Source organism: Desulfosarcina ovata subsp. ovata, from assembly GCF_009689005.1.
Taxonomy (GTDB): domain Bacteria; phylum Desulfobacterota; class Desulfobacteria; order Desulfobacterales; family Desulfosarcinaceae; genus Desulfosarcina; species Desulfosarcina ovata.
The window spans coordinates 527,952-543,950 of the sequence record NZ_AP021879.1 but is presented as its reverse complement, the minus strand read 5'-3'; the positions used below and the strand labels follow the sequence as shown (position 1 = coordinate 543,950).

Sequence of the window (15,999 nt, the reverse complement as noted above, 5' to 3'; positions counted from 1 at the left end):
TACGCTCAGTACGCCTCATTCCTCAGGATTCGCAAGCCTTGATCTCGGGCTTCTTACGAATCCGTCGGAAATGCGACTTTTTACGAGTTCATCAAATTAAGCTGGGCGGGAAAACCCCGCCCAGTTTAGCATCACTATAACTCCAGCGGTGTCACCGAGTTGACCATCTGCGCCGTACGCAAGGTTTCGATCACTTCCGCAGGGACCGGCGTATCGGTCTGCAGAAAAATGATATTGTGCTCACCATCCTTATCCTGTCCCACCTGCATGCGGCCGATGTTGATATCGTGATTTCCCAACGTGGTGCCGATACCGCCGATGGCCCCCGGTTGATCCTGGTTGAAGATCAGCAGGATGTGGCCTTCGGGGACCAGTTCCAGGCGAAAATCGTTGATCTTGACCACTTTCAGGTCGCTGCGGCCGATAATCGTACCGGCCACCAGGTTTTCGCCGGCGTCGGTAATCACGCGCAACGTGATCAGATGGGTGTAGTCTTCGGCTTCCGAGGTGGTGGATTCCGTGACCTTGATCCCCATCTCTTTGGCCACAATGGGGGCATTGACGAAATTAACCGCATATTTGACCATCGGAGTGAGCAGCCCCTTCAGGATCGCCGTTGATACCGGTGCCATGTCCATGCCCTTGAAGTCACCGGTATACTCGATGATCACCGCTTTGACCGGGCCGCTGGCCAGTTGCGCCTGCAGGCAACCCATTCGATCGCCCACTTCCATGTAAGGACCGATTTTTTTAAGCAGGTCACCGGCCACCGAAGGAACGTTGACGGCATTGACCACGGTGCCATCGACGATATAGTCGATAATCTGATGGGCCACGGCCACGGCCACATTGGTCTGGGCCTCCCGGGTGGAGGCACCCAGATGGGGAGTACAGATCAAGCGGTCCATTTCCAGTAGCCGGCACTCACCCGGCGGTTCGGTTTCAAACACATCCAGGGCCGCCCCGGCCACCTTCCCCGACTGGATAGCATCCTGAAGGTCGTCCTCATCAACAATACCGCCCCTGGCGCAATTGACGATCATCACACCATCTTTCATCTTATCAAAAGCAGCCTTGTTCAGAAGCCCCGTGGTCTCTTTGAGCTTGGGGACATGAACCGAAATATAGTCCGCCCGGGCATAGAGTTCATCCAAGGAAACACTCTCGAAACCGGATTTTTGAATCTGTTCGGGGGTAACAAAGGGGTCATAAATCACCACCTTCATCCGCAGGCCCTTGGCCCGGTCGGCGACAATGGAACCGATTTTACCGAAACCGACCACGCCCAGGGTTTTGTTGAACACCTCACGGCCCTGCAGTTTCTTCTTGTCCCAGCGTCCTTCCTTCAGCGACAGGGTGCCCTGGGGAATATTGCGGGTCAGAGCCATCATCATGGCGATGGCATGCTCGGCCGTGGTCACGACGTTACCGGTGGGGGTGTTCATCACCACGACGCCCCGTTTGGTGGCAGCGGGGATGTCGACATTGTCCAGTCCGATGCCGGCCCGGCCAACCACTTTCAGTTTTTTTCCGGCCTCAAGGACCGCTTCGGTCACCCTGGTGGCACTGCGAATTACCAGGGCGTCGTATTCACCAATGATCGCTATCAGTTCCTCGGGAGCAAGCCCCGTTTTAACATCAACCTCGATTTCCGCATGATCGCGGAATATCTGAATTCCCGCATCACCGAGGACGTCGCTGACCAGCACCTTGAGCATTTCCTTCTCCTCCTTCCCCTGCAGGTTCGCTGAAATGCGCCACAAAATACAGACGCGTTTTTAAAATTGACGGATTCGTTAAAACGCAAACCGAGTATGTTTCTTTGATTTTGTTTGTAAAGTCAAGCCGGAAGAGAATCCCTTATAAGGATCCAGTCGATTATAAGTGGACGGAATACCACCATTTGGCATTTCTCATTGAACAGATGATATTATTTAATCCCCCGGGCCGCCTTAATCTGATCCCACGCGTCCTGAATTTCACGGAATTTATCCTGAGCAAAACGGGTGAACTCATCGGGCAATCCTTTGGCGGCAATTTTATCCGGATGATACTCCTGAACCCGCTGGCGATAACACCGTTTCACCTGGTCGTCCGAATCGTCCGGATGACACCCCAGCACCGCGTATGCCTTATCGGCCGTTTGCACATATTGGGATTTCAACTGTTCGTATCGCACTTGGCTGAAATTGAAAATCTTCACTGCAGAGAGAATCAAATTTTCTTCGGATGTGGTCATGCTGCCATCGGAAACTGCCACACGCAGCAGAATATCGATCATCACCTCCTGCATCTGGGGCTGATTGTGGAACCGGTTGTGAAACTGGTGGGCAAAATCATCAAATGTTCCCGGCGCGTTCAACGCGGTACGAAAAATATTAACGGCCACATTGCGGCTTTGCGGTGTCAGCCGCAGGTCTCTTTCCATGAAACCTTCAATCGAGTCAATTTCTTCCGGTGACACCTTTCCATCGGTCTGGACCAGTTTGGCCAACATTGAAAAAGCCGCCACAAAAAACGTCAACTGATGTTGTTCGTTCGTCGACAACCGCTGCCGGCCGCTTTTTTCATCAAGTTCCGCACCGCTATCAAAAGCATGACCAAAAGCCGCGCCAAAAATGGCGCCCAACGGTCCGCCAATTGCGAAACCAATGGTTCCGCCAACCAGTTTTCCCATCCATCCCATGGGGATTTTCTCCTGTTTGTTATGATTTCCAGCACCTCTTGCACGAACCAGGTGATTTTCCCGTAGCACAAAATCAGGTGGGTTGCCAACTGCCTGAGTTCGTCGAAATCACTAAAATGGCTTGAACATTCTTGATTGCCTTTGTATTATCAAAAGTTGCATTCATATACGGATTATCCGAATCCCCCACCTTTTGAAAGGTTGCCAATGATGCTGTCCTGGTGGACCAACTTTGAATCGATTGTTGCGCTGCAAGGGTTTATGCTGATGGCGACAGTGTTTTTTTCCACTCTGACAGGGACCCTGATTTTTTTAAACGCCAAAAAAAGCAGCCAGAGTACCACCCAACTGTCGAAGAAATTATCGGATGCGCAGAAACAAATCAAAAGCCTAGAAAAAATGGCTGAGGCCATTCGCAAGGAACTGCTTGAAGCAAAGCAGCATCAGGATATCGATCAACTCAAATTGAAAACCAGCAAGTCATCAGCCGAAGAACTGCGGCAGGCGCTGCTGGATGCCCGCAAACGGCTGGAGATCGCCGAGACCGCCGTCAAGGCCCGTGAGGCAGCTGAAAAAGCGGCATCTTCCGAAGCCACCGAGATGTCTGAAAAAGCGGCACCGGCCGTTGCGACAACGAACGCCAATAAGCTTGTGCAAACACCAGAACCTGAGATCGACCCTTTTGAAAATGAGCCAGAATCAGCCGCCGATGGCGTCACGCTTGATCTGGAACTGGAATTTGAAGCCGGTCTATCGGAAAACCAGCGAGAACATCTCATCGACCTTTTGGATCCAGGTCCCAAGGGCAATCTGGATATCTTTTGTGTGATGGGCAACGAAAACTCCGAACTGACCGCCAAACAGATTGAAGCGGTTCTGGCTGCGGACGGGTGGAAGACCAATGGTGTTGCCAAAAGTGCGTTTGCCAATCCGCACAAAGGGCTTCTTCTGGTGGTGAACAGCAAAGAGACCGCACCCTCCTATGCCTCGTTCCTGCAACGGGTATTTTCAACCATCGGCCTGACGGTATCCGCAAAAATCGATAAAAAATACCGGGAATGGTCACTGTCCGTCATTGTCGGCCTTGTTGATGATTGAGTGTCCTCCTTTCGTTCATCAAGTCCATCAACCGGATTCACAACCTCCCGATCGGCATGCGATTGGGAATATGCCTGGAAACTAAGCCATGACACCAGATCCGACACTTCAGCGAAACGCGCCTGCGTCCCGACCATTATTACCAAAGGTGGCTATTTTATGCGCCATTGCGACCCTGATCTTCGCGCTCTGCTCACTTTTTGCCGGCAACCGGGCATCCACCCTCCACACACAGTCCCTAGAGACGGTCAGGGCCAAAACATCATCGAAAACGGATGCCATCGCTACACTGCAGACCCAGCTGAACGCGGCCGGCACGGAAATCGAAACCCTTCAGAAAAACCTGAATGCCGAGAAAGCCGGTTCTGACGACCTTCGCAAGCAGCTTTCCGCCACCCGCAAGTCACTTGAGCAAACCCAAAAGGAACTGGCCGCCTCAAGGCTGGAGCTTAATCGAATGAAAACGGTGCACACCGACAATCCTGCGTTGCCGGAGGTTTCGCCCACACCACCAGCACCACAGACGCCCTCCACGCCATTGCCGGAACCGGCCACCCCACCGGAGCCTTCCGAACCGGATGTTTCAGCCGCCGAATAAAATTTTGGGCGCCCATCCAGCAGAAATGTCCGGCGTTTCCCCGTCCAGGGATCCTATTTAAGGGATTTCCCGTACCCCCGACTGCTTTTTCCAGATCTGCCCATAAGGAAAAGGGACCCATGAGGAAATCCTCAGGTTTTTCATGCCACAACCGATATTGGGGTAACACGATATCGATGAAGGAGGAAATATTCCATGCAAGGTGACAACCGTGTCTTTCTTGAAAATCTGGAGTGGTTTGACGAAAGTGGCCGTGAACTGGTTCACCGACTTCCTGAAAAAGGTTCCGGAGAAATCAAATGGGGCGCCCAACTCACCGTAAGAGAGAGTCAGGCCGGTGTCTTCTTTTACAAAGGCAGGGCGGTGGAGGCCTTCGGTCCGGGCCGCCACACACTGAAAACCGGTAACATTCCCATCCTCACCAAGATTGCCAGCCTTCCCTGGGGAATGAACAGCCCCTTACGGGCCGAGATGTACCTTGTCAACATGAAGGTGTTCACCAACCTGAAGTGGGGCACCCGGGACCCGGTGGCGTTCAAGGACAGTGAACTGGGGCTGGTCCGGCTAAGGGCCTTCGGGGTTTTCAATCTGCAGGTGGTTCAGCCGGTGCTGTTCATCAACACCATGGTGGGGACCCAGGGCATGTTCACTACCCAAGAGATCGAGGAGTACCTGAATCGGGTAATCGTTTCCCGGTTCAACGATTTCATGGGCGAGACCATCGATTCTATTTTAAACTTGCCGGCCCGGTACGATGAACTTTCCTCCGGCCTGACCGAGCGCCTGCGGGAAGATTTCAAGCATTTCGGATTGGGGCTCACCCACCTCTACACCAATGCCATCACCCCACCGCCGGAGGTGCAGAAAGCCATTGATGACCGCAGCCGCATGGGGGTTTTCGATGACATGAACAAACTCATGCAGATGAAAGCGGCCATGGCCATGGAAAAGGCATCCGAAACCGATGGCGAAGGCGCCATGGGCATGGGGACCAGCCTGGGCCTGATGATGCCGGCCATGTTCGCCCAGTATTTCAACCAGGCGGGAAACCAGTCCCAGGGAGGCCCGCCACCGCCACCGGATACCCAGCAAACCACCTGCGCCGAATGCCAGGCCAGTATCCCCATAACGGCCAAATTCTGTCCCATGTGCGGTCACCAGCAGCTGATTTTCAGCCAGTGTAGCCACTGCGGCAAAAACCTGGCCCCCAACGCCCGGTTCTGTTCCCGTTGCGGTCATCCGGCCGAGGAGAAACCCAGGGCCATCCATTGCCCCAAATGCGGTGCTGAAAACCTTGCCGGTGCACGCTTCTGCAACCAGTGCGGAGAAAAATATTAACCTTACGATTGACCATCAATGCCCGCAATGCGGTGCTCCGGCAACGCTCAGCGAAACGGACCGATTGGTCGAGTGCGCCTATTGCAAGGTCAAATCCTACCTGATGGCGGATCACTTTTTTCGCTATCTGCTGCCCAATCGTGCCCCCCAAGGCAAAGAACTGGTTTATTTCCCCTACTGGCGTTTCAAGGGCATGCTCTTCTCCTGCCTGCCATCTGGCATCCGGGATCGGTTTCTGGATGCCAGTCAGCAGGCCGCTGCTGCCCCCGACTTCCCAATATCGGTGGGCTTGCGCAGCCAGGCCATGGCGCTGAAGTTTGTCAGTCCGGAAACCGAGGGGTGGTTCATCAAACCGACCCTGCCGTTTCGAAATGTCATGCAAACCTTTCTGGACCGCTTCAACGGCAGCATGCGTGGGCCGATTCTCCATCAGGCCCATATCGGCGAGTCCCTGAGCCTGATCTACGCGCCATTTTATGCCGATAAAAACAAAATCATGGACGCAGTGCTCAACCAGCCGGTCTCTACGGAACAGGATGAGCCCATCGACGCCAATCGCTATCCCGGAGGGCCGGCCCGCTGGAAAATCCGGTTCATCCCGACTTTATGCCCCAACTGCGGCTGGGACCTGGTCGGCCGCAGGGACACGCTGGTTCTGCACTGCGCCAATTGCGCATCCATGTGGCAGGCGGGCAAGCAGGGGCTGGCAAAGGTCAATGTGGCCCACATGCCCGCGTCCGACGACGTCGAGATTCTATACCTGCCCTTCTGGCGGATTCGCGCCCATGTATCCGGTATCGAACTTAACAGTTATGCCGATCTGGTTAAAACGGCCAACCTGCCGCGAGTCCCCCAACCGGGTTGGACGCGGATTCCCTTTCATTTCTGGGGACCGGCATTCAAGGTCCGGCCCCAGAGTTTTTTGCGCCTCACCCACCAGGTGACCCTCTCCCAGCCACGCGATACCCTGGTGCCCCGGATTCCCGACGGCGCCATGCATCCGGTCAACCTGCCGGTTTCCGAATCGGCGGAAACCCTGAAACTGAATCTGGCCGGTTTCATCCGACCCCGGAAAATCGTCGAGGAACGCATTGACCAGATTCAGGCCAAGGCCGCACGCTATCTGCTGGTCTACCTGCCTTTCGAGGTGCGCCATCACGACCTGGTCCAGCCTGATTTTAAAATTGCCGTCAACCGCAACCAGTTGGCCCTGGCCGGAAATCTTTAAATAAGTGGTGTCCATCCAGAAATAGGCAAATTTGGTTGAGATCAAGGCGCCCGAAAAATTTTACCACAGGCATATGGTTGATATTCCGAGGATAAAATTTTTCGCGCAACAAAGATATCGGGCAAATTGGTCATTTCTGGATGGGCATTAAATAAAAGCGGTTACCCCATCTTCGCCCAGACGATTTACCCTTGAAAGGGTCCTTTTTTCATGGTTGAATAAACTCAACCATCAACCCCATGCGCACTGAACATCGGCCTTGTGCCGGACGATATCAATTTCAGGCCGAACGGGGCAGATTCTACCGCGCATAACAGCTTTTCCGGTTGGCTCCGTTCATCACAAACCCGTTGTTATCCGTTTCGCCAACGTCCCAAGTTTCACTTTTGCCTGCCGCTGTTGGTTGGCTGCATTTCCATTGACATGGCAGGTGTTGCCACAAACGGCATGCCCGGCAAAACGATGCCACGGCGGGCATCTTTTTCGAACCCCAAAAGGAGCTGAACATGGCCACCCCCTTACCCAATCAAATGTTGCGGCGTTCTTTTGTCAAAACCGTTTTGCGTCGGCTGATCGCCCTGCTCACGGTCATCGGATTGATCTACGGGCTGATCGCCATCGTCTATGCCACAAAAACCATCTTCAAGGTCAAGATGAATTATGCCGTGGTCCTGGAACGTTTCGGCGGGGTTCGCCAGGCCGTGACCGATGTCGGCTGGCATGCCCGGCTGCCCTACTTCACCCGCATTGAGCAGGAAGTCCCGTTGATGAATCAGACCATGCAGTTGGGCGGCACGCCGGCACCCATGCGAATCATCTCCAAAGGCAACGTGGCCCTGTGGACCTCCGGCGTACTGACCTACCGGATCCGTGACCTGCACCGTTGGGCCATCGAAAACCTCAATCCCCTTGATCTGCTGCAGGGAGACTACGATGGCATCGTCAAGGATATCCTCCAGGCCCAGGTGGTGGATCGCCTGATCAGCGACCGCGAAACCATCAAGGAAGCGATCTTCACAGCACTGAAATCCCGCCCCATCAATGTGGGCGGTCCGACCATCGAAAAAAAATACGGTGTCGAAGTGGTCAGTTTCGTTCTCAAGGAGACCCGTTTCGGCGACAAGCTGGCGGCGGCCTCAGAAGAAAAGAAACGCCGGGAATTGATTGCCGAGGCCGAAAACTACGCCGCCGATCAGGAAGCCAGCCGAATCCGCAAACTCTATGCCGCCTATTTGCATGGGATCAGAGACCTCCAGCAGGCCCTCGGCCATGCTGACGGATCATCCGATACGGCCCTGCTCGAATTCCTGACCCAGCAGAAATGGGCCACGGCCTACGAAAAACAACAACAGGGCCAGAACACCGTTGTCATCCAGAATACCCAGGGAAACACGCCGGCAATCGCCCTTCCCGCATTCAATGCCGCCAAGGAACCGGAGGGAGGCAAAGATGGCCAAACGGCTGACTAGAAAAATTACCTACGTCCAACTGCCGGAAAACCGGATTCGTGAAATCAACGAATTGGTTACGGCCTGGCCTCAGGAAACCAAGGCGTTCATGCGTGCCCGCCTGAACCAGTACCGTCCGCCCCGCGGGATTTTCAACACTATCCTGGAAACCGTCCTCTCCTTTTTCATGGATGCGCCGGAAAAGCATTTCAACGTCCTCAAGGATCCCGACATCCTCACCGACTGGCAGAAACGCTTCGAGATTTCCGGCCATACCAATCCCCAGGAGGCGTGGAACAAAATTCTGGAAAAAGAGGTCTCGGCCAGGGACTACCGTTACCTGCTCTCCCTGTTGGAAAAAGAACTGGTCGACGTCCACATTCCGGTGGAACTCCATGAACTGTTTGAAAAAGTTTACCGCGCCCACCTTCGTAAGGAATACGTATCGGATGCCAGCGTGCCCAAAGCCGCCCTGCTGCTTTTTGTGGGTCCCTCGGGCAGCGGAAAAACGTCCACCGTCAACCATGCCATCGAGCGGATCATTTTCGGAAACGATGTCCGGCCCGAAGTCGATCTTCAGCGCAAGAAAGAGGACGCCCTGGCAAATGAGCCCTTTTGGAAAACCATCGAAGAGATCGACCCGACCCTGGCGGTGGAAATCTCCCGGCGCAATAAGGTCCGGTTCTACAAACGCCTTTCACGCATCCCGCTGGTGAAGCTGATCCTGAAAAGAAAGATCGGACAGGGGCTGGCCAAGCTGGAGGAACAGGGCATCTGGGTGGACTATGCCATGGTTACGCCCAACGATTTCCAAACCGCCCTGGCCGGTGAGCCGGGCAACTATTTCAAAAAGGCCCTGGGCGACCCCCGCCGAACCTCCATCCGGCATATCGAGGAGGCCCACAGTGCTTTCGGCAAAGCCACCGGTCGGGATTCCGGCGTTACCCGCCAGCAGCGGACCCTGGTGGACACATCGAATATCGTGCTGGACGAAATCATCAGCGGCAAACGGGACTGCCTGCTCATCGCCACCACCGATCAGCCCGAACGGTTCGATGGGGCGGTTTACCGACGGTTTGTTGAAAAAGGCCGCATCATCAACATCTCCGACTACTGGACCAACCCGGAAAACCTGCGCGAAGTCGTCCGCCTCGAGCTCTTGCGCAACGACATCCTGGTGCTTTCCCGGTATAACGGGGATGTCTGCCAGACGGCCCGTTGCCTCTCGCCCGAGGATGTGTCCAAGACCGTGGACAAATTGTACGCCATCTTCCGGGAGCGGACTCTCAAGGTGATACCCTCCTATGTGCGCAAGCTGATCCACTCGATCATTGAGATCAAGGGCGATTTTTCCGCGGCCTATCTGGACGATTCCATGCTCGTCAGAAATGCCTTCGAGCTGGTGGCACAGAATTCCTACGGCGATCTTTACAAAAAAGTGGTCGGCCGCATGGATCGTGACGTCAAGTGGGAAGCCTATGTGGGTAGCGTCAAGGATGTCTTCTCGGAGATGACCAACAACTGCCTCTACTACAATGTCAGCGAGGAGAAAGGCGTGGTGCTCAACGGCCCGCCGGGAAGCGGCAAGACCTTTCTGGTGCGCACCTGGCTCAGCGAAAACACCGATGTCCACGACATTGCCACCAGCGCCAGCGCCCTTCAGGACCCGTCCAACCCCGTGGATGGCGCGGTGGACAATATGGAAAAGGTCTACGACATCGCCAAAATGATCGCACCGACCGTGGTGTTTTTTGACGAAGGCGATGCCCTGGCGCCCAAACGCAGCGGCACCGGCGGTAACCCGTCGGACAAACTGACCAACAAATTCCTCAACCTCATCGACGGCGAAACGCCCCTGCACAAGGTATTCACCGTGCTCACCACCAACCGGCTGGACATCCTCGACCCCGCCCTGATTCGATCCAAACGCCTCAAAGTGATGGAAATCAAGGGACTCTTGAACAAAGACGACATTACCCGCATCGTTGACAACGCCCTTGAGGGCATTCCCCTGTCCGATGAACTGAATACCGGCCGCATCGTCGAGTCGGCCAAGGGGGTTTGCAACACCCCGGCCGATTATGCCGCCTTTGTGGAAAAAGCCCGCGCACTGAGAAATACGGAGTACGAGGTGATCCAGCGGCTGCGCCAGATCCGCCATGATCCCCTGAAAGCCCGCGAGAATTTCATCAAATTCAACTTTAAAACGCTTCTGGGAATTCTGGAGGCCGTTGATACCGGCAATCAGCTGAAAAGCATGGTACGCAATACGCCGGAGCTGTTCATCGACCATTATGAAACCCTGCTCGGCCTGCTGGAACCGATCGAATCACCAGATGACTATCCGATGGTTCCCAGCCATCTCAAGTCGGCCCGCCATGAAATTTCGGAAAGCCCCACGAAAAAAGGCAAGGTGGTGCTGGACGAATTTCTCGAGGCCGAATTGAGCCAGGAGCCCCAAGTGGGATTTATCATCGGTGTGGGCGCCAATGATGTCACCGGCGTACTGCTGCCCATCGCCACCAGCCTGACCTACAGCCTATCCTCGGAAAAAGTGATGGTCACCGGTGCGGTGTCATCATCCTCGTCGGCCGGCGCGCAGATGGAGATGGCCGTCCAGATGACCCAGCAAAGTGCCCATGAGGCCCTGACCATGGTCAAGAACTACCTTCAGGACATGGACCCAAAAGTCAGCACGGCACGCCTTTTGGGCGAATTCCTGGAAAACTACACCATCCATCACCAGCTCCTTTCGGCGTCATACAATGTGGGCGGCCCCTCTGCCGGGTACGCCCTGGCCATCAACACGCTGTCGGCCCTGATGCACATTCCGGTCTACAACGACTTCGGCATCACCGGCGCCCCGTGGACCAAGGGCGTCAAACGCGGCGAGGTGGGCGGCTCCGTGATCATCGGCGGCCAACGCAAAAAGACCGAAAAGGTACTCATGTATCTGCGCCGCATGTACATGCCGCTGAAAAATTATATGGACTTGGAGCCGGAATTTCTGGTCAACTACTGGAATCAGGACAAGGACATCCTGGGCGTGACCCATTTCGGCGACCTGGTACCGGAGGTGATCTGCCTGGATCCGGAATACGAACAGCAGCTGCAGGAACTCATTTCCGTCCGCATCCGCTACAAACTGGACAAGCACCAGGGCCATCGTCCTGATGAGGCAGTCAAAGAGACAATTCTAAGAAAGAAGGAGATTCTCAAAATCCGGGCGGAAAAGGAGATCAAGAACCGATTGTCTGCCCTCAGGCGTTACCTGAGAAGCCCGGCCAGGGATCCGCATCTCTCCCTGGAGGAAATTTTCCGCCACAGGGAATCGTTGACCGCGAACAGGGTGACCATCCCCCTCAAGCGGCTTTTCATCAAAATCCGTCGGCAAATAGAAAGGATCGGCAATCGCAGGAAGCCAGTCGATGAGTAGCAGAATCCTCCTACCCGAAAACGATAACTGCGGTTGAAGACCCGGATGATACAAATCCGCTTTTCTCTCCTGAGGAATCGCATCCCATAAAAAAGAGTTGACAGCATGATATTTTGTATATTATATGTATATACATTGCATATGCATAATATTTTACCGTTTAACTATGGGCATTAGCCTGGGCAACACGTCAAATGGCCAAGAAAAATAGTAAAAAAGTCAAAAAGGACAGTCAGTTATTGATTCGTATCAATGGTGAGCAGCGTGATCGTTTTGTCTTGCGGTGTGAAGAGCTTGACACCAGCGCCGCCAGGGAAATACGAAAGTTCATCGGACGTTTTTTAAAAGAGCACGAAAGCACTGAACAGTCGTGATCCAATTAATCCCGTGGCCACAAAGGCGCCTTTTGTAACGGGGTGCCGTCCATGGCCGATGCGTGTGGGTTCACACAACCCGATATCAGAAAAGGAGAATAAAAATGGCTAAAGTAAGCAAAAAAGTAAAAGCGATTAAAAAAGAGATGAAAGCCAGAAAAGCCAAGGTCGCCAAACAGCAAGGCAAACTTAAGAACCTGAAAAAAGCACTCAAAAAAGCGGCTTAGGATCGGGAATGAAATGAATTGAACGTAATTGCGCCGGGCTTGTGTTCGTCTTCAAGGCGCATCAACGGTTGCATACCGGGAGTATGTGGCCGTTGATGCAACGCGGAAGACGGGCGCAAGAACAAGCAATTTCGTTTAATTAATAAAATTCCCGATCCTTAATCTGTTTTGTAACAGGTTTGACGAGAATCAACCGCGTTATTTAAAAAGGGGCGTTGCCGGCATCCGGTTAACGCCCCTTTTGCTTTCCAGTTATGCCCTGTACGTCCCAACACAGGGGCATGGCCCATGGGCATATGACAATGCTCAAGACCTTTCGCTGTCGTTCTCCGACCCGGCCACCAGGACCCGATTGATTCCGATGTTGTGGGTTTTGCCAAATGCCATCACCGCCTCGGGCCGATACTCACCGGCGAGGTAGACGTTTAAAAAAGCCGGTGTATCTAACATGTGCAAAATGAAGGCAAGGTGGCCGCTGTAACCGGTATCGTCGAGCCGCTGTAACGCCCGGATGGCCTCGGCCCCCAGATCCATCACCTGGCGACTGAGCAGGGGGTGCTGATCGTGGCTGCAGACCTTGAGCGAGTAAATGCGCCGGCAGGCGAAGGGACGCGCCGCATAAATCATGCAGGCCCGGTTTTTCATCAGAAACGGACAGGCCGAGGCCAGTTTCCGTTCGCGTCGCTTCATGTCTGCCGCCAGTGCCTTTTTTATGGACACCTGACGCTGCCGGGGCATAATGGCAATGCGGTCACGAATCACCAGCCCTTCCAGGGTGGTGATATCGATGCGGCCCGCATCGCTGCAGCAAAATGCGCAGCCTTTGCCGCAGGCCGCTTCGGTCTTGTATGGTGCGGCCGCTTTTTCGAAATCGTCGTAAATCCGTTGCAATTGGTCCTTTTTGGTTTCCATGGCACCTTACGTGTTACGCTGCTGCCGCTCAATTGGCAGACTGATCGTTATGGAACAGCCGGCCCCTTTGTTGTTGGCCGCCCGGACCCGGCCGCCCATGGCCAGGACGAACTTTTTCACCAGCGCCAGGCCGATCCCGGTTCCGCCGGTGGTGCGGGTCAGGTCGTTTTCCACCCGATAGAAGTCATCAAACACACGTCCCAGGGATCGCCGGGGAACCCCCGGACCGGTATCGCTGACGGTCAGTTCAACCGATCCATCCACCGACCTGGCCATAATGGCAATCCGTTTTTCGGGCAGATGACGGCCGAATTTGATGCTGTTTTCCATAAGGTTGATCAGGACCTGAACCAGAACTTCACGATCATAGGCAAACCGCGGCAGATCCTCGGTGTGGATCGTCAGATCGAACCCTTCCCGGGCCAGGCTTTCGGCCATAACGGCCTGAACATCGGTCAGGACATCGCTCAGATCCCCCTCCATAAGCCGGAACTGGCGGGTTTTCTTCTCCAGTCTTGACAACTCCAGAACGTTGTTGATCAATCCGGACAGCCGGGCACTTTCCGAGGAAAGAACCCCCAGGTACGCCTGCTCCCGTTCAGGCGTGGCGGCGATCCCCTGCTCGAGCATTTCGACGTACATGCGGATGTTGGTCAGCGGCGTCTTGAGTTCATGGGTCACCGCAGACACAAAACGCGAACGCCGCTCGGAAAGATCCAGCACCGACCGGGTGCCGTAATAAATACTGACCAGCCCGGCGATCATCACCCCACCCACGATGATCAGCGCCAGGGTCAGGGTCTGCCGTGCCGGCGATACCGGTAACCGCACGCCATGCATGTCGGCAAGCATGAAACCAAAGGGCGCCGGAAAGGCCCTTGCGGCCAGCAAAGCTCCGCCTGCAAAATCCTGCACGTTGTCATCGGGCAAGCGCACGGCGCTGACTCCGCTCGCCCGCAAGCGGATGCGGGTGTAGCGGGCAATGGGCTGCGGATCGTAGTGGCGTGCCAGCAGGTGGTCCAGAAAAGGTTGAACGTCCAAAACAAATCCCTGCCGGTAAATCTGGCCGTCGATCCCGACCCGCCGGAAGACAAACACACGGCCGTTATTGATGGTCACGGCCTGCAGGGGGGCCACTTCCACCTGGAAGCGATCTGTCGCATGGTTCGGTGGCATGGATGACAGGGCCTGCTGCCCCAAGCCCGGGGTTATTCTCTGAGCTGCACCGAACGAAGCGATACCATCGATAGGTTGGGCCGGTGGCGCAGCTGCATCGGAAGCGGTCCGATTGGATCCAATACCGTCAGGGGAGCCGTCGGTCCAGGCAGGGGCCGGCGGAGCCGCCTCCGACTGGACCATCTGCCTGGCCTGGCCCGCAGTAATCTCCTCCACCCTGGTTTTGGTCTGGCCGAGCACGCGTTTGCTTTTCTTGCGCTCAGAGGTATTGAGGTAGCGGTCGGCAAAGGCGGCCTGCTCCTTTTTGGCCACGGTAACCGGCTTTTCGCCTGTCTTTGTTGCTTTTTTGGCCGGCGGGCTGGCCACCCGCCATTTGCGTTGGTTGAAAATGGCGTTGATGGCTTCGAGCTGCCGTACCCGGTCGGCAATCCCGTCCGGCGCATGGGCCGCATCGGCAACCAGGGGCGTCTGAAAGGAACCGTCCGGGTTGTTCTGAAAATAGCCCAGGATAAACGGCTGTTGCGCTTGCCGGGCCAGGGGGGAGATGACCGGTCGCCCCTTTTGGATCATGGTATGGCGATACTCGTCAACAGCGCGGCGCTCTTCCTGCTGAACCAGGTCAGCCATCTCGGCCTCCATATCGTCCAGAAGCCGATCGGCGAAAAACCGTACCTGGGCCTCGGCCTCCCGATCCAGGGCGCCATAGGTGCGCCAGGCCACGAACGCCAGGGGCAGCGTGAGCAGCACGCCAAAGAGGATCATATACCCGCGCAGCCGTTTCACCGATCGGCCTCCAGGCGATAGCCCTGACCACGGACCGTATGGATCAATTCCGCGCCGCCGGTCAGGGTGACGATCTTTTTCCTCAGTTTGAGAATGTGGATATCCACGGTCCGCGTCTCCACCGCCGGGTCGGTGTAATGCCACACATCGGTGAGCAGTTCCGCCTTGGAAACGATGCGATCCTGGTGGCGAAACAGGTAAACGATGATGTCCATCTCCCGCCGCGTCAGGGGTTCACTGCGGTCTCCGGCAAACGCCTGCAGGTTGGCGCCGTCAAAGCGGATGCCACCGATGTGGATCTGCTCGTCGCCCACCGGCTTGCCGCTGCGCCGCAGCACCGCCTCCACCCGCACCATCAGTTCCCGCAAGGAAAAGGGCTTGCTCACATAATCGTCGGCGCCGGCGCCAAAGCCGGTCACCACATCGTCCTCGGAACCCTTGGCCGTAAGAATGATCACCGGCTGGGTCGGCCGCTGCCGGCGGACCTCGCGGCAGATGGCAAAGCCGTCCATCCCGGGCAGCATCACATCTAGGAGCACCAGGTCATACGCGCCGCTCAAGGCCATCCGGCATCCGTCGGTTCCGTCGGCAACCCCATGGGCCGCGTAGCCGTTGAACACCAGCACATCACATAGGCCCCGGGAAATGGCCGGGTCGTCTTCCACCACCAACACCGTGGCTTTTGGCTGCGCCAT

13 protein-coding genes are annotated in these 15,999 nt (G+C 55.5%); 8 read left to right on the top strand and 5 right to left on the bottom strand.

Translation table 11 applies throughout. The annotated features are described in order from the left end of the window. Nucleotides 1-134: 134 nt before the first annotated feature. Both serA and djlA read right to left on the bottom strand, forming a co-directional pair. On the bottom strand, nucleotides 135-1,718 hold the full coding sequence (gene serA, locus GN112_RS02495) for a phosphoglycerate dehydrogenase (RefSeq protein ID WP_155308782.1): 1,584 nt from the start codon (nucleotides 1,716-1,718) through the stop codon (nucleotides 135-137). Between the two features lie 212 nt (nucleotides 1,719-1,930). Further along, on the bottom strand, nucleotides 1,931-2,686 hold the full coding sequence (gene djlA / locus GN112_RS02490; RefSeq protein ID WP_155308781.1) for a co-chaperone DjlA: 756 nt from the start codon (nucleotides 2,684-2,686) through the stop codon (nucleotides 1,931-1,933). Nucleotides 2,687-2,893: 207 nt separating this feature from the next. Between djlA and GN112_RS02485 the strand changes: the two genes are divergently transcribed. From GN112_RS02485 to GN112_RS34775, 8 genes are all read left to right on the top strand, one after another. Beyond that, nucleotides 2,894-3,784, top strand: a complete 891-nt coding sequence (locus GN112_RS02485; RefSeq protein WP_155308780.1) for a hypothetical protein — start codon at nucleotides 2,894-2,896, stop codon at nucleotides 3,782-3,784. Nucleotides 3,785-3,872: 88 nt separating this feature from the next. Continuing rightward, nucleotides 3,873-4,382 (top strand): hypothetical protein, encoded by a 510-nt coding sequence (locus GN112_RS02480; protein ID WP_155308779.1) that lies wholly within the window; start codon nucleotides 3,873-3,875, stop codon nucleotides 4,380-4,382. Nucleotides 4,383-4,577: 195 nt separating this feature from the next. Next, nucleotides 4,578-5,720 (top strand): SPFH domain-containing protein, encoded by a 1,143-nt coding sequence (locus GN112_RS02475; RefSeq protein WP_155308778.1) that lies wholly within the window; start codon nucleotides 4,578-4,580, stop codon nucleotides 5,718-5,720. After that, on the top strand, nucleotides 5,683-6,948 hold the full coding sequence (locus GN112_RS02470) for a hypothetical protein (RefSeq protein ID WP_155308777.1): 1,266 nt from the start codon (nucleotides 5,683-5,685) through the stop codon (nucleotides 6,946-6,948). The genes GN112_RS02475 and GN112_RS02470 overlap by 38 nt, the downstream gene beginning before the upstream one ends. Nucleotides 6,949-7,454: 506 nt before the next feature. Next, nucleotides 7,455-8,417 carry an SPFH domain-containing protein gene (locus GN112_RS02465; protein ID WP_155308776.1) on the top strand — a complete coding sequence of 321 codons (963 nt, stop codon included), beginning with the start codon at nucleotides 7,455-7,457 and terminating at the stop codon, nucleotides 8,415-8,417. After that, the gene (locus tag GN112_RS02460; RefSeq protein ID WP_155308775.1) at nucleotides 8,398-11,832 is read left to right on the top strand and encodes an AAA family ATPase; all 3,435 of its coding nucleotides are present in this window, start codon (nucleotides 8,398-8,400) and stop codon (nucleotides 11,830-11,832) included. The genes GN112_RS02465 and GN112_RS02460 overlap by 20 nt, the downstream gene beginning before the upstream one ends. Nucleotides 11,833-12,026: 194 nt before the next feature. After that, nucleotides 12,027-12,206, top strand: a complete 180-nt coding sequence (locus tag GN112_RS02455; RefSeq protein WP_155308774.1) for a hypothetical protein — start codon at nucleotides 12,027-12,029, stop codon at nucleotides 12,204-12,206. A gap of 104 nt (nucleotides 12,207-12,310) precedes the next feature. Then, nucleotides 12,311-12,433: a hypothetical protein gene (locus GN112_RS34775; protein ID WP_269434889.1), complete on the top strand. Its 123-nt coding sequence runs from the start codon at nucleotides 12,311-12,313 to the stop codon at nucleotides 12,431-12,433. 306 nt (nucleotides 12,434-12,739) lie between these two features. On the opposite strand, the gene GN112_RS02450 is transcribed toward GN112_RS34775, so the two are convergent. Genes GN112_RS02450 through GN112_RS02440 form a run of 3 tightly spaced genes read right to left on the bottom strand, consistent with a single transcriptional unit; the run spans nucleotide 12,740 to nucleotide 15,999 of the window. Next, nucleotides 12,740-13,345, bottom strand: coding sequence for a YkgJ family cysteine cluster protein (locus tag GN112_RS02450; RefSeq protein WP_155308773.1), 606 nt, complete (start codon nucleotides 13,343-13,345; stop codon nucleotides 12,740-12,742). 6 nt (nucleotides 13,346-13,351) lie between these two features. Continuing rightward, a complete protein-coding gene (locus GN112_RS02445; protein ID WP_155308772.1) occupies nucleotides 13,352-15,304 on the bottom strand; it encodes a sensor histidine kinase in 1,953 nt (650 codons plus the stop codon). Then, nucleotides 15,301-15,999, bottom strand: coding sequence for a response regulator transcription factor (locus GN112_RS02440; protein ID WP_155308771.1), 699 nt, complete (start codon nucleotides 15,997-15,999; stop codon nucleotides 15,301-15,303). The genes GN112_RS02445 and GN112_RS02440 overlap by 4 nt, the downstream gene beginning before the upstream one ends.